The following is a 19,267-nucleotide window of genomic DNA, read 5'->3' as shown; positions in this document are numbered from 1 at the left end:
CGTCGAACGCGCGGACGGCTCAGCGGTGCGTCGTCGGCGGGGACGGCGACACGGCGAGCTCGGCGAACCAACGCCCACGGTGCTCGACGATCTCCCGCACGGACAGGCCGGCCCGGGAGGCGACGTGCTGGGCGGCCTGGGTGTCGAGCCGGGCCCAGCGGAACGCCGGGCCGAGGACCGAACGACCCGGACGATGTGGTGCGGCGATCCGGGCGAGCCCCTGCCACAGCCCGGAGCCCGGCGCATCGAGTTCGACCAGCACCGTGCCGGCCGGGTCGAGCAGGGCGCGGCAGCGGCGGAGCAGCGCGACCGGGTCACCGCCGATGCCGACGTTCCCGTCGAGCAGGACGGCATGGGCCCATCGGCCCTCACCGGGCAGCGGGTCGAACAAGTCGCGGTGGATCGCCACGGCTCCTCGGGTCCGTGTGCTGGCGACCGCGTAGGCGCAGACGTCGACCCCGACCGCGGTGATCCCGGCGCGGGCAAGCGCCAGTGTGAACCGGCCCGGGCCGCACCCGAGATCGAGCGTCGGGCCGGCGCAGCGGGCCAACACCTCGGCTGTGGCCGGTTCGGCCGGCCCGTGCCAGCGATGGACCGGCAGCCGGCTGCGTGCGCCGTCCCCGTACACGAGCCAATGGTCGTCCGTGTCCCGGGCGCGCAGCGCGGAGGCGAAACCGCCGCCGTTCGCGGACACGGTGGAGATGGAACTCATCGGAGCCCGCCGGAAACCAGGGTGCGGTGGACAGCCGTGACCTGCCGCGCGAAGCGGCCACCGGCGATCGCTGCGGCCACCGCCAGCGCGTCGGGCCACTCGTCCACGTCACGCAGCACCGGCAGCGGCAAGGGCCGCAGCCCTCGTCGCACCAGCGCGGCCCGGGTACGCCGGCCGGTGTCAGGCGTGGACATCGGCACGGTCCGGAGCACGGACGCGTGTCGGGGGTCGCGTAGCCCCAACGCCCACCAACCGCCATCGGCCGCCTCGGCCAGGACCGCCTCCACGCTGGCGAGCCGGCGCACGGCGGCGGCCAGCCGATGTGCCGTGACCTGCGGGGTGTCCATGCCGATCTGGAGCACCGGTCGACCCGGAAAGGCCGCTGCCACGTCCGCGTGGGCGTTGGCCAGCCGCTCTCCCAACCCGGTCCCGCGCTGCGGGAGCACGGTCCAACCGGCGGTCGCCGCGGTCAGCCCGGCGGCGTCCTCGCCGTCGGCCAGCCGGCCCGCGCACGCGAGCACCGGGGTCACCCCGGGGGTGGCGCGGACCGCGTCCAGGGTGTCCCGCAGCGCCCCGGCGGCGATCCGGGCCGCCTGCAGCGGAGTGGCGGGCGGGCAGAGTCGGGTCTTGACCGCACCCGGCACCGGCGCCTTGGCCACCACCAGCAGAACCGCGCTCGTGCCGTCCGAACCGCCGTCGGGGGGCGCGGAACCGGGATCGCCGGCGGAGATCAACGGTTCACGCCCACGGTGCGCAGCACGGCCGCGAAGTCGCGGGTGGCGCGCAACGTGCCGCGTACTGAGCCGGAGACCTTCGACCGAGTGCCGGCGGCGCGGGCCGCGTACGTCACGTCGATCTCGCGGATGCGCCAGCCGGCCGCGGCCGCTCGGATCAGTAGTTCCAGTGGATAGCCGAACGCCCGATCGGCGACGCCCAGGGCGAGTAGCCCCTCGCGGCGGCCCACCCGGACCGGGCTCAGGTCGCGCAGGGGTATGCCCTGGTGCCGTAGGAGCGCCGCGACCAGGGCCGTACCGGCCCGCGCGTGCCACGGCCACACTCCGGCAGAGACGGGCCGGCGGCGACCGACCGCCAGGTCCGCCGTTCCGGTCGCGACCGGCGCGACCAGGGCGGGCAGTTCGGTCGGGTCGAAGGAGCCGTCGGCGTCGAGCACACAGACCAGCTCCGTCCCAGCGGCCTCCAGCCCGGCGTGAACGGCGGCGCCATAGCCCCGGCGAGGTTCGTGTACCACCTGTGCGCCGTGTTGCGTGGCGACCTCCGGCGAACCGTCCCGAGACCCGTTGTCCACCACGATCGCCCGGTAGCCGGGCGGTAGCGCGGCGAGCACCCGGGGGAGTGCGGCGGCCTCGTCCAGGCACGGCAACACGACGTCGATCGGGGTCGGCGCGACAGCGTCGCGGTCGAAGTGAGTCGGCATATCGGCGACGCTAGAACCTCTGCGGGTCGGCCGGGACCGGAAATTGATTACCGAACGCTTACTGCCGGAGCGATTCTTACCGAACGGTGACGACCTCGTGGTTCGGCTGCCGCCGGGCCGGTTGTGACCGTACCGTCCGATCGTCATGGACTGCAGTTCCGCTCTCGCCCCCGCCCCCGAACGGGCTCCCCCCCGCCGCCGACCCGCCGACCTTGTGCTGCTGGGCGTCGAGGCGGCGCTGCTCGTCGCCGCGGTGCTCCTCGGCCTGCTGCTCAACCGGCGTGGGGTGGGCCTGCACGCCGACGCGGCTCCGCTGTACGCGACCTGGCAGCCGCACATCGGCTGGGGCACCCCGATCGCGGTGCTGGTCGCCGTCGCTGTGATCGGTGCGGGACCGCGCTGGGCCAGGACGGCCCGGTGGGGCGTCCTGCTGGCCGTGGCCTGGCTCGGTGCGGTCGCCTGGACACTGTCGCTCGCCCTGGTGGACGGCTGGTCGGACGGCCTGACCCGCAGGCTGACCGCGCAGGCGGAATACCTGCACGAGGTGTCTCGGATCACCGACATCCCATCGACGCTGGTCAGCTTCAGCGGCCGGATCCTCGACTTCCAGCCGGAGTCCTGGTCCACCCACACCGCCGGCCACCCGCCCGGCGCGCTGCTGCTCTTCGTCTGGCTCGACCGGGTGGGTCTGGGTGGCGGTACGGCCGCCGGACTGGCCTGCGTCCTGCTCGGAGCGACGGTGGCCGTGTCGGTACCTGTGACGTTGCGAGCGCTCGGCGCCGCCGACGCCGCGCGTGCCGTCGTGCCGTTTCTGGTGCTGCTGCCGGGTGCGGTCTGGATGGGCGCCTCCGCGGACGCGATCTTCGCCGGGGTGGTCGCGGCCGGTTTGGCTCTGCTGGCGGTACGGGGACCGCTCGCGGCGGCAGCCGGCGGCCTGCTGCTCGGTTTCGCGCTCTATTTGTCGTACGGTTTCGTGCTGGTCGGGCTGCTCGCGCTGGCCGTGATCGCGCTGCGACCGGCGTGCCGAACGGGCGCACTGCTCGCCGCGCTCGCCGGGGTTGCCGCGGTGGTGCTCGCGTTCACGGCCGCCGGCTTTCACTGGTGGGTGGGGTACCGGCTGGTGGTCGAGCGCTACTACCAGGGCTGGGCGGCCGAGCGCCCGTACGCCTACTGGGTCTGGGCGAATCTTGCGGCGCTGCTGCTCTCGACCGGCCCGGTGCTCGGGCCGGCGTTACGCCGGGCGGTGCTCGCCGTCGTCGCCGCGGTGCGCGCCCAGCTGGCCCCCGGGCATCGCGATCCGCGGGACCTCGCCTCGGCGGCATGCGCGGCCAGTCCAGCGGCGCTGCTTCCGCTGGTCGCCGCGCTGGCCGTCGTCGGCGCGGATCTGTCCGGGCTCAGCAAGGCCGAGGTCGAGCGGATCTGGCTGCCGTTCACGGTCTGGCTGCTGGTGGCCGCGGCTCTGATGCCGGAGAAGACCCGGCGCTGGTGGTTGATAGGGCAGGCGGCGACCGCACTGGCGGTCAACCACCTGCTGTGGACCGTCTCGTGACCCGGCCTCGGCGGATCAGCCGCTGAGGGCGGCCGGCTCACGCAGCGGATCGGTGGCGAACGCGGTGATCCCCTCGGTGAAGCGCACCCGCGCGCTGTAGCCCAGCAGCTCTGCCGCCCGCTGCGGGTCGGCCATCACGTGCCGCACGTCGGCCGCACGCGCGCCCCCGACCACCACGGGCGCCGGCCCGTCCATCGCCGAGGCGAGCGCCGTGGCCAACTCGCCGACGGTGTGCGGCTCGCCGGAGCAGATGTTCACCGGCACCAGAGCATCGGGGGCCGGGGTGGCGAGGGCGAGTACGTTCGCCCGGGCTACGTCGGTGACGTGGACGAAGTCGCGCCGCTGCCGGCCGTCCTCGAGCACCCGGGGTGGCAGCCCGGTGGCCAGCGCGGAGCGGAAGATCGAAGCCACACCGGCGTACGGTGTGTCGCGCGGCATCCGGGGGCCGTAGACGTTGTGGTAGCGCAGCGCCCAGACGTCGCCGCCGATCTGCCGGGCCCACGCTGCGGCCAGATGTTCCTGGGCCAGCTTGCTGGCCGCGTACGTGCTGCGTGGCTCCAGCGGCGCGTCTTCAGGCACCAGCAGCGGGGTGAGCGGCTCGGTGCAGCGCGGGCAGGTCGGGTCGTACCGACCGTCCGCGACATCCGCGGCCCGGCGGGACGCGGGGCGAACGACACCGTGCTCGGCGCAGGCGTACCGCCCCTCGCCGTACACCACCATGGAACTGGCCAGGACCAGCCGGCGCACCCCGCTCCGGTACATCGCGGCGAGCAGCACGGCGGTGCCGAAGTCGTTGTGGGTGACATAGTCGGGGCCGTCGGACGGGTCGAGACCGTGCCCGACCATGGCCGCCTGGTGGCAGACCGCGTCCACGCCGGTCAGCAGCCGTTCCAGGAGCGTCGCGTCGCGTACGTCGCCCCGTATCACGTCGTGCCGGACGGACCAGTCGGGCAGCTCTCCCCGGTGCGCCTGCGGCAGCAGCGCGTCCAGCGCGACCACCTCGTGGCCCTCGGTCGCGAGCAGATCCGCGACCTGCGATCCGATGAACCCGGCCGCGCCGGTGACGAGTACGCGCATCCTGGTCACGCTAGGCCAACCGGTGCCCGGGCGGGGTGCTTTCGGCCGCACGTCAGGACTCCGTAACAACCGGGTGCTCGGGTCACGCTTCCCGCGTCGGACCATCCCAGCCGGTAAGTGTTCCGTAAGGCGCGAATACGACCGAGTGGCGGCTGCATCTCCTAGCCTGCATCCCTAGGGGCGGCACGCGGACGTCCGCGTCATGGGACGCGCTCCAGCTCGACCGGGATGCGTTCCCCGAGGTGGCGAGGGAGAAAACCAGTGCCAGCCCGCACTCCCCGACGTTCCGGCCCCGAGGACTCTGGGCAGCCGGATGACGGACGCCGGCTCGGCCCTGCAGGCTCGCCCGGCGTCGCCTTCCCGGCCCGGCTGTGGCGGGCGCTGGAGCAGCATCCGGCACCGGGCGCCCGAGCCGTCCGGCGGGCATGGCGTAGCCCGCTGCGTGGCCCCTGGCTCACGTCCGTCTTCGGCGTGGTGCTGCTCGTCTCGCTCCCCGTGGTGATCATCACCGGGCTGCTCGACTATGCCGCCTACGGGCCGCAATTCGGGCAAGCCTTTCCCCACGACGTGGGCTGGCTGCGGCTACCGCCGTTCGACTGGCCGACCCGCCCGTCCTGGCTGTTCCGTCTCACCCAGGGCCTGCACGTCGGCCTCGGCATCGTCCTGATCCCGGTGGTGCTCGCCAAGCTCTGGTCGGTGGTCCCCAGGTTGTTCGACTGGCCACCGGCTCGCTCGGCGGCCCAGGTGTTGGAGCGACTGTCCCTGCTGCTCCTGGTGGGCGGGATCCTTTTCCAGATAGTCACCGGCCTGCTCAACATGCAGTACTCGTACCTCTTCGGCTTCGACTTCTACAGCGCGCACTATTTCGGTGCGTGGGTGTTCACCGTCGCGCTCGTCTCGCACGTCGCTCTGAAGCTGCCCCGGCTGGTCTCCGCGCTGCGGTCCCGCCCGGTCCGGGACGTCCTGCACACCTCCCGCACCGCGACCCGGCCCGAACCGGCCGACCCGGACGGACTGGTGCCTGCCCTTCCCGGACAGGCCACGTTGAGCCGGCGCGGCGCGGTAGCCCTGGTCGGCGGCGGCTCGCTGCTGCTGGCGGTGTTGACGGTCGGGCAGAGTCTCGACGGCCCGCTTCGCCGCACCGCCCTTCTGCTGCCGCGTGGGCGGAATCCCGGTGCGGGACCGAACGGTTTTCAGATCAACCGCACCGCCGCGGCGGCCGGCATCCGACCGGCGGACACCGGCCCGGACTGGCAGCTGGTGCTCACCGGGGCCGGTCGCACCGTCCAACTCGATCGCGCCGCCCTGTTGGCGATGGGCCAACACACTGCCCGGCTGCCAATCGCCTGCGTCGAGGGCTGGTCGACTCTGCAGACCTGGACCGGGGTACGGCTTCGCGACCTGGCCGTCCTCGTCGGCGTGACCGATCCCGCCTCGGCGCACGTCCAGTCGCTGGAATCCGCGGGCCTGTTCCGGCAGGCGACGCTGCAGTCCAACCAAATTCTCGACCCCGATTCGCTGCTCGCGCTCCGGGTCAACGGCGCCGATCTGTCCGTCGACCACGGATATCCGGCGCGGGTCATCGTCCCGGCACTGCCTGGCGTCCACTGCACGAAATGGGTGGCCCGCATCGAGTTCCGGAGCCGCGGCGATGAGTGAGGCCGTCGCACGCCTACGAACCGGCTACGGCGCAGATCTGAGGCACGCGCTGTTCATGATCTTGTGTCTTGGCGTCGCCGGCTGGGTCGTCCTGCGGCTGGCAGGAGAGGCGACGTCCGGCCGCATGCTGCTGTGGTTCGTGGGCGCGGTCGTGTCCCACGACCTGATCCTCTTTCCTTGCTACGCGATCGTGGACCGCGCACTGCGTCGGGCGGTCCGCGGCCGAGGTCGCGAGGTTGGACCGGCGCGAAGCAGCCTGCTGAACCACGTCCGAATACCGGCGCTCGCCGCCGGGGTGCTCTTCCTGGTCTTCCTTCCCGGAATCCTCGGCCTGAGCGAGGACACCTACCGGGCCGCGACCGGTCAGGACCGATTTCCGTACCTCGCCCGCTGGCTGGCGATCAGCGGCGGGCTGTTCCTGATCAGCGCGACGGTGTGGGTGATCAGGTGGGCCCGGTGGCGGCATCGCTCTGGGCCGCCGAGTGCATTGGGGCCAGGGTGACCTGGCGGTCACGGCATCCGTCACCACCGGCGTCACGCCGCACTACAACAGCCGTCCTACCCGCAGGCAGAACAGAGAAAGGTTGGCGGTGGAACCTCTCGCCGAAATCGCGGTCATCGGTGGCTCCGGGCTCTACGCCCTGCTCGATGGGGCCGTCGAGCACACAGTTTCCACCCCGTACGGGCCGCCCTCCGATCCGATCACGGTGGCCGAGGTCTCCGGCCGCTCGGTGGCGTTCCTGCCACGGCACGGGGGGGACCACCGGCTTCCGCCGCACCGGATCCCCTACCGAGCCAATCTCTGGGCGCTGCGCTCGATCGGTGTACGCCAGATTCTCGCCCCGTGCGCGGTCGGCAGCCTCCGGCCCGACCTCGGACCGGGCACGCTCGTCGTGCCCAACCAGCTGATCGATTGCACCAGCGGCCGCATCCAGACCTACTACGACGAAGGCGCGGTACACGTCTCCTTCGCCGACCCGTACTGTCCCGCCGGGCGCACGTCGGTGCTGACCGCGGCGCGGCGGCACGACATGGCCGCGCACGACGGAGGCACGATGGTCGTCGTGGAGGGGCCGCGCTTCTCCACCCGGGCGGAATCCCAGTGGTACGCCGGCCTCGGCGGTTCGATCATCAACATGACCGGGCACCCGGAAGCGGTTCTCGCTCGGGAGTTGGCGCTGTGTTACAGCGCGATCGCGCTGGTCACCGACTTTGACGCCGGAGTCGCAGGCGGCGACGCCGTAACCCAGGAGGAGGTGTTCCGGGTCTTCGGCGAGAACACGGCCCGGCTGCGTACCCTGCTGCTCTCCGTTGCCGAACGGCTGCCCGAGCAGCGGGACTGCCTCTGCCCCCGCGCACTTGACGGCATCACGCTCCCATTCCCGCTGCCCGACCCGCAGATCCGGAACCTCGCCACGGCTGCGGGGTCGTGCCGGGGTTCCGGCCGGCCGTGACAGCCGGCCCCAGCGTTGACATTGCCGGCGGCAGCGCGACGTCGAGTCCGGCGGCGCGGGCCGCGTCGACTTCGGCGGCGAAGTGGTCGTCGGAACGGCGCGGCCGCAGAGGATCCGCGGGGACCAGCAGCATCACCAGGGCATCGTGCCCGAGGCACGGCGAGGGCGATACCCGATATTCCGATCGGGCTTCGATCCGAATCGTGAGCGGCTGCTCGCTTGGTTGTGGCGGGGCGTTCAGTGCGGTGTCCGCTAACGTTCACCAGGTGTTCCGGTGGGGTGTTGTGGATCCTCGCCATGGAGGGCGAGCGACTTCCCACTGGGTGGTGGGGCGGGCCTCCGCAGGACCGCCGGCCTTGTCGACCTCCTACTCCACGCGCCCCTCGGGGTACAGGTCCTCGCCGACGCCGGCTACCAGGGCTTGGGCGCCGACACCGCCGGCGTGGTCATCACACCGAAGCCCAAGCTGCGCAAACACCAGAAGTCACTGCCGCCGAGCGTCACCGCCGCGCACGACGCGGCCCGCAAACGGCACTCGTCGCAACGGATCCGCGTCGAACATGTCATCGGACACCTGAAGAACTGGCGGATCCTGGCCCGCTACCACGGCCGACGCGAACACTTCGACGCCACCATCCGCGCGATCGCCGGCCTGCTATCTGACCACCAACACACCGACCGGACCGAGAACGCCACCAAGCCGCTCAAGGCCCTACCAGCCGCACCTCACCGCCGATGAGGTGACTGACCCTCCCGGCAACCGTGCACCAGGTCGTTAGCCGAGTTCATTGCGCCGCACTCAGCCGTCCTGACTCCTTTGACGGGCGACTTGATGGGATCGTCCGTTTCCCGGCGGCCCCAGGTAGCGCCCATCGACCGGACGTGACATCCGGCGACCAGTACCGGTAAGGTCGGCGGAGTTGGATCCGCAACGTTGATCGCGGAGCACAGGGATGTTCACCCCTACCGCTTACCGATCACGCGCAAGATCCCCGCCGACACTTGGAGGGTCTTGCATGGATACGTCTCGTCCGCTTCAGAGTCGGCCGATCCCCGAGGGCGTCAAGCTACTCACCGTCGTTGCCCCCAGCAAGGACGAGGGCAAAAGCCCCACAGGTCTCGTCGGGCGACGCCTGGCCCAGCAGTTGCTGGCGAACGGTGATTCGGTGCGGGTACTGGCCGAGCCGGACGAATGCAGCGACTGGCCGAACGATGTCCACCTGGTGACAGGTTCCATCGGTCAACCGTTGACCGATGGCGGGATCTTCGCCGGTGCAGACGTGATGTTCCTGGCCGGTGCGAATCCTGCGACCGTCGAACCGACGCTCGCGCTGGCTCGTGACGCCGGTGTCCGGCGGATCGTGCTGCTGTCCTCGCACGGATCGGAGTTCGAGCAGTGGAACCCGCCGGAGACCTGGTACTGGCTAGCCATCGAACGCGCTGTGGAACGTTGCGGCATCGTGTGGACGCACCTCCGACCATCAGCCGTGATGGGCTCGGTCATCAGCGGTACGTATCCCGCCACCGGCTCGGACTGGCCCGACTCGATCCGCGCCGAGGGCGCCGTCCGTGAAGCCTTTCTGGACAACGGGCACTACCCGTTCATCCACGAGGACGACCTGGCCGCCGTCGCGGCGGCGGTGATGCGCACCGACCGCTACACCGGCTGCATCCTCGAGGCTGTGGGATTGCCTCTGTCAACCCGGTCGCGAGTACGCAGCATCGCTGACGCCATCGGCCGCGATATCCGCGGCATCGACATGACGGCCGCCGAAAGCCGGGCAGTCTGGCAACGCAACGGCTGGCCCGACGGTGCCATCGACGTAACGCTGTACGCCCTTGAGGAGTACGGTGCGCGCCTGACCGAACTGACCGAGTGGACCCTCACGCAACGCCCCTCCGTCGCTGAGATCATCGGCCGCCCACCACGCACATACGACGAATGGGCCGTCGAGAACGCCCACCTATTCCGCTGACCGAAGGCAGCCGCACCACGCAACGGAGCACTCTCATAGCCGCAGAGAACGCCTGCTCGATCCCGTCTCTGCCGGCACCCGACCCGCTGGACGACCCTCGCTGTCGTCACGCCAAAGTGACGCAGTGGGCTGTCCACGGCCGACCATGGAGTGGGGCGGGAGGTAAAAGACAAGTTAGTGCCGTGACCACAAACGTTGGCCGGGTTGGGTGATCACCGGGTCGGGTCCGCGTAGCGGACCCGGTATCGGCCACGAGCACGACCAGGTCGGGTCGGTCACTGCGTACGCCGCCGACCTGGACCGGCAACCGGAACTGGTGGCCGCCGCGCGCAGCGACCTGGCCGGCGTCAACGTCGGCCTGCTGGTGCCGCCAGGACGTGCCTGCCCCACGGCGACCTGCTGGTGTTGGTGGCCGTCGGCCTCACACCGCCGTGGCCGTGCTCGCTGACCGGGTGTCGGATAAGTGGCGGTGATCACGAGCCACGAACGGTCAACCACAGGCAACAGCGATCGCGCAGACGAGGGCACAAAGAGCAAGATCCCCAACCCGTGTTTTCACTGGTGGGGATCTTTGTAACCCGGCGAAAGCCTCAGCAGATGTCCAGGCCGTCGATCCAGTTGGTCGCGTTGTTTGTGTAGTAGCTGGCCATCCAGCCCTGCACGCCATTGGCCCTGACCATTACCCAGTAGGGGTTGCCGCCAACGGTCTCGCCGGCCTTCTGGCAGACGATGTACACCTGCTGCGGGGCGCTGACCTTGGTGAGGATGTTCGGGCAGGCCCACGGTGCGGGCGCGTCGTAGCATTGCTCGCTGCTGTCCTGGCGGACGTTGACGTTGGAGGCCCACACCCCGTACCAGCCCTCGCCGTGACCGGCGGCTTGGGCGGGTGTGGCGACCAAGGCGGTCGCGGCGAGCGTGGCGGCGGCCGTGGCCACCCCTAGCTTGTAGAGGAGTCGTTTCATGTCGGGCACCCTTCCTGTACATAGCAATATTTAGATGTGACTATGCCATGGGCGGGCCGGCTGAGCTACGACATTCGGCGCGCCAAGATCAACGAGCGCGGATCCGGCGCAACTGAGGTCGAGAACCAATGCAAAACGTCGAAAACGGATGACGGGGTGTTGGTAAGAAACGTCTCACCGCCTGCCATTGGAGCGGTGTTAGCCGTGAGAGCGATGGGCCGGAGTCGCCTGGTATGCAACTCGCTGAGGATGCGTTCGCGTTGCTCGGCGTACTCGCGAGCGTCACCTATTGAGTGGATAAGGCCGGACTGCCGCCCCGAGCCTGGCTCGGTCGTTGCCTGCGCGACCGACCGCGCCGGGAGATGGGCCTCTCGTAGTCGTCGGCGCACTCAACGGCAGCGAACAGCAGTCAACGGCAATCTATGTTGCCTAGTAGGGAGTATCCGCAGGTCCCAGCGGTAAGGAGCCGTTGGATGTCCTGGCCTTGCGGATGGGTGCAGATTGGGTGCAGGCTGGCGAAGTGGTCACCGCGGCCGAAGTGTTCACCGGGGTCGGACAAGGGATGGCGCGCTGGCCTGCGGTGATGTAGGCGAGCGGGTCGGCGTGACCTCCCAGAGAGCATCGAAGTGGTCAGGGTTTTCGCTGCTCCCCGCCGGGCTGGTACCGGTTGTCGACCTGAGGCCTGTCGACGTCAATCGCGAGGCCAAGCCGCATCGATGCATGGCTCTTGATGGTGTCGTGGAGGTCGGTGTGGATCGCGCCGGCTGAGACCCGAATCCCACCGGCAAGCCTGTGGGCAGGTCTTCCTCGACGTTGACCTCTTCGGCGGACCCGAAGCGGTCACCACCACAGCTAGACTTGCGCGAGCTTCAGAGTTGCGCAGAGTGTCATCGGTGGTGGGGTAACGGGTCGTGTCGCCCTCGGATACGCACAGTTATCCCACAGTAATCAGCGTCGGGCTTAGCCTCGACGCTGATTTTGTTTTCACCGGAGTTGTAAGTGAGGGCGAGCCGTAGCTCGCGGTAGACGTTGCTCTGGTCTTCATTGCGGGCGCCGGTGGCGAGTGCGGCGTAACCCCTCGTAGCGGACCGGAGTCGCGTTGATCTGGCCGCATGATCCAGGCGGGCCCGGCGTGACGCCGAGCCCGCCCGTTTTCAGTCCGGCTGCCTGTGTCAGGTTTGTTGGATCTTGCCTTGTGGCTTGTCGATCGGCACGCCGTTGGACAGGTTGTTCGTCGGGTCGGTCGTGATCATCAGGTGAGGGGCGCGAGCCTGAATTGTTGGTTGGTTTGTCCGTTGCAGTCGTACAGCTGGACCTGTGCTCCGTTGTTGGTGCTCCAGGCGTCGAGGCATCGTCCGGACTGGACGCCGGTGATGGTGCCGTTGGAGTTGATGTTCCACTGTTGGTTGGTTTGGTTGTGGCAGCTGTAGATCTGGACGGCGGCGCCGTTGGCGGTACCTCCGGCGTCGAGGCACATGTTGCCGTAGACCTGTAGTTGTTTGCCTGCGGTGTAGGTCCAGGACTGGTTCGACTGCCTGTTGCAGTCGTAGAGCTGGACCCGGGTGCCGTTGTTGCGGGAGGCGTTGGGTACGTCGATGCACCGGCCCGACTGTGTGCCGACGATCTGGTTCGCAGAGCTGGGTGGTGGTGTGGTCGGGGTGGGCGAAGGCGTGGTCGGCGGGGTCGTCGGGGTGTTGGTGGGGGTCGGCGTCGGGGTGGTCGGCGTCGAGGGCAGCAACGGGCAGGTGCTGCGGTAGGTCACCACGCCGCTGGAGTCCAGCAGCGGGCAGAGGAATTGGCTGTACCGGCTGTCGTTGTCGATGAACATCTTGACGAACGGCAGCATGGTTCGGACCATCACCGGGTTCGACCGTCCGACCATGAACCCATGATCCGCACCGGCAACCTCCAGGTAGACGCTCTCCGTCGTGGCCGGGAGGCTGTTGTACAGGCCGGTGGCGTAGGACGGGGTGACCACCGTGTCCGCCTGCCCAGCGAAGATCATCGTGGGCACCTGGTCGTTGGCCAGGTTCGACGACGGCGAGTACGGCGCGATGCCGACCACTGCCTTCAACGACGAGCGCCGGATGGCTGCGCTCAGCGCGCCACCGCCGCCCATGGAGTGACCGGCGACCGCCAACCGGCTGGGGTCGACCCGGTCACGTACCGGGCTCTGCTGTGTCAGGTAGTCGAGCGCGGCGAGCAACTGGGTGCCTCGGGCCGTGTCGAAGTCGTTGCGGCTGTTGGTCTCGATGCCAATCACGACGAAGCCGTGGGAGGCCAGCCACGGCCCCATCCAGGCCAGTTCGGCGGAGAACAACGCGGTGTAACCCGGCGAGATCGCGATGGCCCCGAAGGTGCCCTGGCTGGTGTCGGTGGGGTAGTAGATCCTGCCGCCGTTGAAGCCGTATCCGGTCGGGACGCTGACCGACGTGTTGGCGAAGGGGCCGTTCACGGCAGTGACGCTGGTTCGGGTGGGGTCCGGGCCTCGCTGGTACGGGTTGTCGGCGGCCGATGCCGCCCCGGTCGTCACCGTCAGGGTGAACAACCCGACTGCGGCTGCGATGCCGGCCGCGGCGAGCTTGAACAGCCGTCCGCGAAAGCCAGGGGAGATTCGATCGGTATGGGTACTCCCCGAGGGCGGGGGGTGGTGCGGGTGTCCTCGCACTGTCGGCACCTCCTGGTGATGGGTGAGTGAGGGGCGGGCGGGTTCGGTGATGTGCCAGCACGCCCGCCCCGTCGTTGTCCGATCGTCAGCGTTGGAGCGTCAGCAGACCCGGCCGGTACGGCAGGAGGCCGTAGTCGCCGCCCGAGCTGGGAGAACGCCCCTGGTAAAGCAGTTGCAGGTTGCAGGCGTCGACGGTCATGGTCTGATCGGCGTTGCTGCGGATCAGTTCGCCGTGGCTGATGTCGTTGGTCCAGGTGGCACCGCTGTTGGCCTTGCCGGCGAACGGGTTACTCTCGGACGTGGCCTGCGGCGTCCACGTACCACCCAGGCTGGTGGCCGTGAACGATCGGAAGTAGCGTCCGTTCGCTCCGATCGCCTCGACGAGCATCAGGTACCGGTTCTGGCCCTGGAGCTTGTAGACCTGAACCCCTTCGAACAGGTTGTTCGTCGAGTCGGTCATGATCGTCGTGTAGTTCGACCCGAAGCTGCCCGGGAAGTTCCCGATGGGCATGCTGGCCCGGTAGATCCTGCCGTTGTCTCCGGCGAAGAACAGGTACATGTTCTGGTCGTCGCCGATGAGTGCCTGGTCGATCGGGCCCGTGCTGGAGTTGGAGATGCTTCCGGTGAACAGCGTCTGTGCCGACGACCAACTGTTCACGTTGGTGGGGTCGGTCGACGTCCGGTAGGAGAACGCGGTCGGACCCCACTGGTAGGCGAGCACCCAGAGGTTGCGCGGCGCGAAGTAGAACAACGACGGCGCCACCGCCGCGAACGGCATCTGGTTCTGCGACGCCGACCCCATCTGGTTCCAGTTCGAGAAGAGACCGAAATTCATCGATCCCCACGTCGTACCCGTGTCGTGCGTCGTCGCGTAGACCAACTGCTGGCCGTTGTACGGCGCGTGCGTGAAGTCCTTCAGCGACACCCACCCCGACCTCGGCTGCGCCAGCGCGCCCGTCGACGACCACCGGTACGACGACGGAAGATCACACGTACCGCCGGTCGGCGGCGCCGTCGGCGTAGGCGTAGGCGTTTGGGTGGGACCGCCGAGGGAGACGAGCGTGAATTGCTGGTTGGTCTGTCCGTTGCAGTCGTACAGCTGGACCTGTGCCCCGTTGGCTGTGCTCCAAGCGTCGAGGCACCGTCCGGACTGGACGCCGCTGATGGTGCCGTTGGAGTTGAGGTTCCACTGTTGGTTGGTTTGGTTGTGGCAGCTGTAGATCTGGACTGCGGCGCCGTTTCCGGAGCCTGCCGCGTCGAGGCACATGTTGCCGTACACCTGTAGTTGTTTGCTTGAGGTGTATGTCCAGGACTGGTTGGTTTGTTTGTTGCAGTCGTAGAGCTGTACCCGGGTGCCGTTGTCGCGTGAGGCGTTGGGTACGTCGATGCACCGGCCCGACTGCGTGCCGACGATTTCGTTGGCGGATCCGGGTGGGACGGTGGGGGTGGGCCCCGGCGTGGTGGGCGTGGGGGTGGGCCCGGGGCCGGCGCTGTTCAGCGCCTCCAGGGTGGCCGTGTATGCGGCCTTCTTGTTGCCGTTGCACTCGAAGAGCAGCGGAGTGCCGCTGGACCGCCACGAGTCGCAGTCGCGCACCCCCCAGACGGTGACCCCGTTGCAGCGAGCCACGGCCAGGCAGTCGTTGACCACACTGCGGAAGGTGTTGGCCTGCGAGGTGCCGGAGCCCTCGATGTCCAACTCGGTGATCTGCACGTCGACGCCGAGTGCGGCGAAGCTGGACAGGGTGGTGCGGTAGTTGCTGTTGTACGGCGAGTTGGCGTTGAAGTGCGACTGGAACCCGACGCAGTCGATCGGCACCCCACGCTGCTTGAAGTCGCGCACCATGTTGTACACGGCCTGGGTCTTGGCCCAGGTCCAGTTGTCGGTGTTGTAGTCGTTGTAGCAGAGCTTCGCGTTCGGGTCCGCCGCGTCGGCGGCACGGAACGCCGCCTCGATCCAGTCGTTGCCCGTGCGTTGCAGGTTCGAGTTACGACGGGCGCCGCTGTTACCGTCCTCGAACGCCTCGTTCACCACATCCCACGAGTCGATCTTGCCCCGGTAGTAGGTGGCCACCCGGGTGACGTGGTTCAGCATCGCGTTGCGCAGCGCGGTGCCCTCCATGCCCTGCATCCAGCCCGGCTGCTGTGAGTGCCAGGCCAAGGTGTGGCCCCGGACCTTCCAACCCCGGGAGGTGGCGTGGTTCACGATCCGGTCCGCGTTGCTGAAGGTGAAGTTGTTCTGCTGCGGCTCGGTCGCGTCGATCTTCATCTCGTTCTCGGGAGTCACACTGTTGAACTCCCGATTCAAAATCGTCGTGTACGCGCTGTCGCTGAGCTTGTTCGCGGCAACGGCGGCACCGAAGTATCGGCCGGACTGGGTTGCGGCGGCACCGAGGGTCGTCTCGGCGGCCTGAGCGAGATTGGGCAGCATCGACACGACAAGCACCGCAACTATCGCGGAAGTTCCGGAAAGAAGGAGTGTTCGTGGTCGGGTACGCCCGGTGGGACGGGTCCGGGAAAACATGCTGATCCTCCAGTGGTGGGGTAGGAGTGGGCCGCTCACCCGCCGGGAAGTGGTCGCGGGCGCTGGGCTCTTCAGGTGCTGGACGTGGTCACCTGGCAGGTGGGTGGCCTGACGGTCGCGTGAGGCGCCTCCGGTGTGAAAAGGATCATGTTAACGTTCACACTGATCGATGGCTCTCAGGCTGGCAGAAGATTCCGGGTTTTTCAACCGGTAGTTTCGGGCCTGTTACGGATCGGAAGGTCAGGGTTCGAGCCGTTGAACGCGCGGTACGGCCTGCTGGTGGACAACCTTCTGGACCTGTCCCACGAGACCTATCTGCACCGTGGCTACATCGGCACGCCGGAGGTGGCGAACACCCCGATCACCACCGAGGTGGACGAGGACTGGGCATCGTCCACGTCAGTCGGCACATGGACGACGCCGAGTGCCCGCCGTTCTACGCGCGCTCGACCGGGATATCCACCGTGGAGGGTCTGCCGAAGTTCACCGACGGCATCGGCATGGAAGGCATCGCCGCCTCCTGAGCGCACCACCTGCTGGTCCCGGTCGTTCATCGACCGGGACCAGCGCATCGCTTCAACGCAGGAGGCCGTCCCCACCGGCCAGTCGTATCCGCTGATGCACCGCCGAACTGGCGTCCACGATCGTGACCGCCGTTTCGCCCCGCGCCGCTTCCCGTGCAGCTTCGGTGACCATCACGGCGGCCCCCGAGTCGATCTCCGTCACGGCGGCGAAATCCAGCTGAACCTTGGCTGGGCGATGCGCATGCAGGACCCGCGCCAGCGCCATCCGGAAGCTGTCGACGTCCGCCAGACGCATCGAGCCGCGGAGCAACAGTACGACCACGCCTGCTGAACGGGTCGCCACTGTGATCGACAGTGTCAGCAGGATCTGTCCATCTCGATTCACACTGGCTCAAGGTATGCGGGTGCGGGCCCGGGCCTCGCTCACCGACGGCCGCGCCGCTGGCCTACCAGCCGCAGCGTGTTGCAGACGTCGAAGACACCGGGCACGTCCCAGGTGAGTTCACCGGCGACCTGCCGCGCGGTCGTGTCGCTCACCAGGCCGAGGAGAATCACGACCCGGTTCTGCACGGCGACACTGATCTGCTGCGACCGCGTGGTCCAGTCGCTGCTCAACCGCTGCGCGACAAGCGCCTCAATCCGTAGATCCTCGTGGTCCGGCGGGGGCTGGTCCGAAGTGTCGGCGAACCAGTCCTCGTCCGGTGGTGGCCATGGCATGTACACGGGAACTCCTTGTGGTTGGGCGGCCGGACGCAAACTACGGTTGGCTTCGGTTCGTCCACATCACGCGGCCTTCGTTCTCGTCGGCTTGCGTTCAGTGGTGGCCGAGGCGCCTCGTGCCCGTGTCACCCCGGTTCGGGTCCTCGCCGAATGGGACCCTCCGGGTGTGGCGGTGGCGACGACCAGCGCCACACCGATGACGGCGAAACCGATCTGGACGATCAGGGACAGGACATTGAGGGGGCCGGTGCTGATGCCGGCCAACTGCGCGACGATGGTGCCCGCCAGCGCTGCGACAACCCCACCGGCTACGGTCAGCCAGATCGGGACCTCCTGGCGTCCCGGGACGATGAACCTGCGGAGCGAGCCGATGGCGACGCCGACCACAAGCGCGGTGACGAGACCGGCGACCGTCATGTGCTCTCCTCAGATGTCGTCCTGCCGCTGCTGGCGCGCAGGAGCGTCTGGACGGTGTCGCCGCCGATCAGGCACGGGTGGCTGTCGCGGCGGTGGGGGCCACGGGATCGCCGAGCGCTCCTGCGGATAGCTGGGCAAGGGCGTCGTCTCGGCTGTCGAAGATCGGGAACGCCCCGTCCAGGCGCATGGTGTGCAGGACGGTGCGGATGAACCGCGACGGCGCGGCCAGGCACAGCGTGACGCCGCGGTCGCGGGCATCGCGGTGCGCTCGGACGAGGAGACCGAGACCGGTGGAGTCGATGATGTGTACTCGGGTCAGGTCGACCACGACGTGTCCTCCCACTTCGGCCGCGTGGCGCAGGGCGGCGCGCAGTGTGTCGCCGGTGTCGAGGTCGATGTCCCCGGTGGCGGCGACGACGGTCACGTTGTCGAGATGGTCGATGCCGAGGATTCCGCCCGGACCGTGCTTGCCGCACGACGCGTTGCCGCCGTCAGAGACTGGCAGCAGGCTGCAGTGCGGGCAGCGGTGCGGGCCGGTGGCGAAGGGGGAGCCGCTCCAACCCTGTTCGGACACCAGGGTCCAGACGACTTCGGCATCGGGGAGCACGCAGGCGGTGGCTCTGACGGAGTCGCCGCAGGTGTCGCAGATCAATGTCATCAGGTGGTCGTCCGGGACGACGGTCATTCTGCTGGTCCTTTCTAGTTGCCTGTCCCGCCGATGCAGCGGACACGGGCATCGGAGCAGGCCTGGAGCGATGGCCTGGCTACCTGAATCGAGGTTTCAGGCGCTAACCGGGGCGCCCCGCCCAATGGCGGCTGGTATCTGAACCACGCCGACGCCGACCTGACTGACCCGGCTCGTCAGCGAGGTCACTTCACCGACGCTCGGCCACGAGCAATCAGCGTCGGCTGAGTCGAGTCGAGTTCACGCTGCGCTGTTGGGATGTCGGGCGGCAGTGGCGGGGGACTGATGACGATCTGCAGGACCCGGTCGAGACGTGCGGTGTGCAGGATGCGCACGATGCGGGGATTCGGATCGCGGATGGTGAGCACCCCGTCGATACCAGCCAGCCGCCGGTGTACGTCGAGCAGCAGGCCGATCGCAGCAGCATCGATGTGCCGGCAGCCCGACAGGTCGACCACGACCTGCCCGGGTTGCAGGGTCAGCAGCCGGTCGAACACGGCTCCGGCCGCCGGCAGGCAGGCCAGGTCGAGTTCGGTGACGTGTACCTCCACCAGCGGTAGCGTGCACGGTGTCGGAGTCAGTGGCCCGGTCACAAGCGTGCTCCTCCCCTTCACGGATCCGGTCGCCTACGACCGTGCCGTGCGTGCTTGGCAGTCACCGCGCGGATCTATGACAGTTGCGTGACAAATGCGCCAGCCGGCGTGGCCGGTGGCCGGTGGCCGGTGGCCGGTGGCCTGGGGATGGTGCCGGGTATGACGGGCGTACCGGTGATCGAGGACGACGACCGCATCCGCCTGGCGTTGCTGCTCGCACTCGAGGAGGAGGGCTACGACGTGATCGGAGCGGCCACCGCCGAGGAGGGCCTGCGCGCGCAGCGCCGCGACCCGGCCGACTCGGTGAACTGGAGA

Annotated in this window: 18 protein-coding genes and 3 pseudogenes; 9 read left to right on the top strand and 12 right to left on the bottom strand. The window is 68.8% G+C overall.

Annotation, left to right across the window (positions count from 1 at the left end; genetic code table 11):
• Positions 1-19: 19 nt before the first annotated feature.
• The 3 genes from ABZS37_RS19795 to ABZS37_RS19785 are packed head-to-tail and all read right to left on the bottom strand — an operon-like array spanning position 20 to position 2,147.
• Positions 20-712, bottom strand: coding sequence for a class I SAM-dependent methyltransferase (locus tag ABZS37_RS19795; protein ID WP_355170845.1), 693 nt, complete (start codon positions 710-712; stop codon positions 20-22).
• Positions 709-1,443, bottom strand: coding sequence for a DUF2064 domain-containing protein (locus ABZS37_RS19790; protein WP_355170898.1), 735 nt, complete (start codon positions 1,441-1,443; stop codon positions 709-711). Before ABZS37_RS19790 ends, ABZS37_RS19795 begins: the two co-directional genes overlap by 4 nt.
• Positions 1,443-2,147 carry a glycosyltransferase family 2 protein gene (locus ABZS37_RS19785; RefSeq protein WP_355170843.1) on the bottom strand — a complete coding sequence of 235 codons (705 nt, stop codon included), beginning with the start codon at positions 2,145-2,147 and terminating at the stop codon, positions 1,443-1,445. Before ABZS37_RS19785 ends, ABZS37_RS19790 begins: the two co-directional genes overlap by 1 nt.
• Before the next feature lie 145 nt (positions 2,148-2,292).
• Between ABZS37_RS19785 and ABZS37_RS19780 the strand changes: the two genes are divergently transcribed.
• On the top strand, positions 2,293-3,696 hold the full coding sequence (locus tag ABZS37_RS19780) for a hypothetical protein (protein WP_355170841.1): 1,404 nt from the start codon (positions 2,293-2,295) through the stop codon (positions 3,694-3,696).
• A gap of 15 nt (positions 3,697-3,711) precedes the next feature.
• Here the strand turns inward: ABZS37_RS19780 and ABZS37_RS19775 are convergent, their stop codons facing one another.
• Entirely contained in the window at positions 3,712-4,773 is a 1,062-nt protein-coding gene (locus ABZS37_RS19775) for an NAD-dependent epimerase/dehydratase family protein (RefSeq protein WP_355170839.1), read from the bottom strand.
• 369 nt (positions 4,774-5,142) lie between these two features.
• Here ABZS37_RS19775 and ABZS37_RS19770 point away from each other — a divergent pair, with 369 nt between their 5' ends.
• From ABZS37_RS19770 to ABZS37_RS19745, 6 genes and pseudogenes are all read left to right on the top strand, one after another.
• On the top strand, positions 5,143-6,432 hold the full coding sequence (locus ABZS37_RS19770) for a molybdopterin-dependent oxidoreductase (RefSeq protein ID WP_355170896.1): 1,290 nt from the start codon (positions 5,143-5,145) through the stop codon (positions 6,430-6,432).
• Positions 6,425-6,934, top strand: a complete 510-nt coding sequence (locus ABZS37_RS19765; RefSeq protein ID WP_355170837.1) for a hypothetical protein — start codon at positions 6,425-6,427, stop codon at positions 6,932-6,934. The genes ABZS37_RS19770 and ABZS37_RS19765 overlap by 8 nt, the downstream gene beginning before the upstream one ends.
• A gap of 88 nt (positions 6,935-7,022) precedes the next feature.
• Positions 7,023-7,823, top strand: a pseudogene (locus ABZS37_RS19760) (S-methyl-5'-thioadenosine phosphorylase); the annotation flags it as partial.
• A gap of 337 nt (positions 7,824-8,160) precedes the next feature.
• The gene (locus ABZS37_RS19755; RefSeq protein WP_355170835.1) at positions 8,161-8,625 is read left to right on the top strand and encodes a transposase family protein; all 465 of its coding nucleotides are present in this window, start codon (positions 8,161-8,163) and stop codon (positions 8,623-8,625) included.
• Positions 8,626-8,902: 277 nt separating this feature from the next.
• Positions 8,903-9,862, top strand: coding sequence for an NAD(P)H-binding protein (locus ABZS37_RS19750; RefSeq protein ID WP_355170833.1), 960 nt, complete (start codon positions 8,903-8,905; stop codon positions 9,860-9,862).
• 208 nt (positions 9,863-10,070) lie between these two features.
• Positions 10,071-10,310 carry a hypothetical protein gene (locus ABZS37_RS19745; protein WP_355170831.1) on the top strand — a complete coding sequence of 80 codons (240 nt, stop codon included), beginning with the start codon at positions 10,071-10,073 and terminating at the stop codon, positions 10,308-10,310.
• Between the two features lie 142 nt (positions 10,311-10,452).
• Here ABZS37_RS19745 and ABZS37_RS19740 read toward each other — a convergent pair whose 3' ends face one another.
• The 3 genes from ABZS37_RS19740 to ABZS37_RS19730 form a co-directional block, all read right to left on the bottom strand.
• On the bottom strand, positions 10,453-10,824 hold the full coding sequence (locus ABZS37_RS19740) for a hypothetical protein (RefSeq protein ID WP_355170829.1): 372 nt from the start codon (positions 10,822-10,824) through the stop codon (positions 10,453-10,455).
• A 1,252-nt stretch (positions 10,825-12,076) separates the two neighbouring features.
• On the bottom strand, positions 12,077-13,492 hold the full coding sequence (locus ABZS37_RS19735; RefSeq protein WP_355170827.1) for a ricin-type beta-trefoil lectin domain protein: 1,416 nt from the start codon (positions 13,490-13,492) through the stop codon (positions 12,077-12,079).
• An 85-nt stretch (positions 13,493-13,577) separates the two neighbouring features.
• Positions 13,578-15,920 carry a non-reducing end alpha-L-arabinofuranosidase family hydrolase gene (locus tag ABZS37_RS19730; protein ID WP_355170894.1) on the bottom strand — a complete coding sequence of 781 codons (2,343 nt, stop codon included), beginning with the start codon at positions 15,918-15,920 and terminating at the stop codon, positions 13,578-13,580.
• Between the two features lie 240 nt (positions 15,921-16,160).
• Between ABZS37_RS19730 and ABZS37_RS19725 the strand changes: the two are divergent.
• Positions 16,161-16,367, top strand: a pseudogene (locus ABZS37_RS19725) (hypothetical protein); the annotation flags it as partial.
• A 222-nt stretch (positions 16,368-16,589) separates the two neighbouring features.
• Here ABZS37_RS19725 and ABZS37_RS19720 read toward each other — a convergent pair.
• The 5 genes from ABZS37_RS19720 to ABZS37_RS19700 form a co-directional block, all read right to left on the bottom strand.
• Entirely contained in the window at positions 16,590-16,922 is a 333-nt protein-coding gene (locus tag ABZS37_RS19720) for an STAS domain-containing protein (RefSeq protein ID WP_355170825.1), read from the bottom strand.
• A gap of 38 nt (positions 16,923-16,960) precedes the next feature.
• Entirely contained in the window at positions 16,961-17,260 is a 300-nt protein-coding gene (locus ABZS37_RS19715; protein WP_355170823.1) for a BON domain-containing protein, read from the bottom strand.
• Between the two features lie 60 nt (positions 17,261-17,320).
• Positions 17,321-17,674, bottom strand: a complete 354-nt coding sequence (locus ABZS37_RS19710; RefSeq protein WP_355170821.1) for a GlsB/YeaQ/YmgE family stress response membrane protein — start codon at positions 17,672-17,674, stop codon at positions 17,321-17,323.
• A gap of 67 nt (positions 17,675-17,741) precedes the next feature.
• Positions 17,742-18,359, bottom strand: coding sequence for an STAS domain-containing protein (locus tag ABZS37_RS19705; protein WP_355170819.1), 618 nt, complete (start codon positions 18,357-18,359; stop codon positions 17,742-17,744).
• Positions 18,360-18,544: 185 nt separating this feature from the next.
• The gene (locus ABZS37_RS19700; protein WP_355170817.1) at positions 18,545-18,910 is read right to left on the bottom strand and encodes an STAS domain-containing protein; all 366 of its coding nucleotides are present in this window, start codon (positions 18,908-18,910) and stop codon (positions 18,545-18,547) included.
• A gap of 201 nt (positions 18,911-19,111) precedes the next feature.
• On the opposite strand from ABZS37_RS19700, the pseudogene ABZS37_RS19695 reads away from it, so the two are divergent.
• Positions 19,112-19,258: pseudogene (locus ABZS37_RS19695) on the top strand (DNA-binding response regulator); the annotation flags it as partial.
• Positions 19,259-19,267 lie beyond the last annotated feature (9 nt).

The sequence above is a fragment of the Micromonospora sp. NPDC005413 genome (assembly GCF_040606435.1).
Classification (GTDB): Bacteria; Actinomycetota; Actinomycetes; order Mycobacteriales; family Micromonosporaceae; genus Micromonospora.
Note: the sequence above shows the minus strand (reverse complement) of the source record. Positions and strands in the feature narration are given on the sequence as shown.

Bases quoted from the DNA above. Each gene is read 5' to 3' on its own strand.
- ABZS37_RS19795 (WP_355170845.1), bottom strand. From the start codon at position 712: ATGAGTTCCATCTCCACCGTGTCCGCGAACGGCGGCGGTTTCGCCTCC.
- ABZS37_RS19785 (WP_355170843.1), bottom strand. From the start codon at position 2,147: ATGCCGACTCACTTCGACCGCGACGCTGTCGCGCCGACCCCGATCGAC.
- ABZS37_RS19780 (WP_355170841.1), top strand. From the start codon at position 2,293: ATGGACTGCAGTTCCGCTCTCGCCCCCGCCCCCGAACGGGCTCCCCCC.
- ABZS37_RS19775 (WP_355170839.1), bottom strand. From the start codon at position 4,773: ATGCGCGTACTCGTCACCGGCGCGGCCGGGTTCATCGGATCGCAGGTC.
- ABZS37_RS19765 (WP_355170837.1), top strand. From the start codon at position 6,425: ATGAGTGAGGCCGTCGCACGCCTACGAACCGGCTACGGCGCAGATCTG.
- ABZS37_RS19750 (WP_355170833.1), top strand. From the start codon at position 8,903: ATGGATACGTCTCGTCCGCTTCAGAGTCGGCCGATCCCCGAGGGCGTC.
- ABZS37_RS19740 (WP_355170829.1), bottom strand. From the start codon at position 10,824: ATGAAACGACTCCTCTACAAGCTAGGGGTGGCCACGGCCGCCGCCACG.
- ABZS37_RS19730 (WP_355170894.1), bottom strand. From the start codon at position 15,920: ATGCTGCCCAATCTCGCTCAGGCCGCCGAGACGACCCTCGGTGCCGCC.
- ABZS37_RS19710 (WP_355170821.1), bottom strand. From the start codon at position 17,674: ATGACGGTCGCCGGTCTCGTCACCGCGCTTGTGGTCGGCGTCGCCATC.
- ABZS37_RS19705 (WP_355170819.1), bottom strand. From the start codon at position 18,359: ATGACCGTCGTCCCGGACGACCACCTGATGACATTGATCTGCGACACC.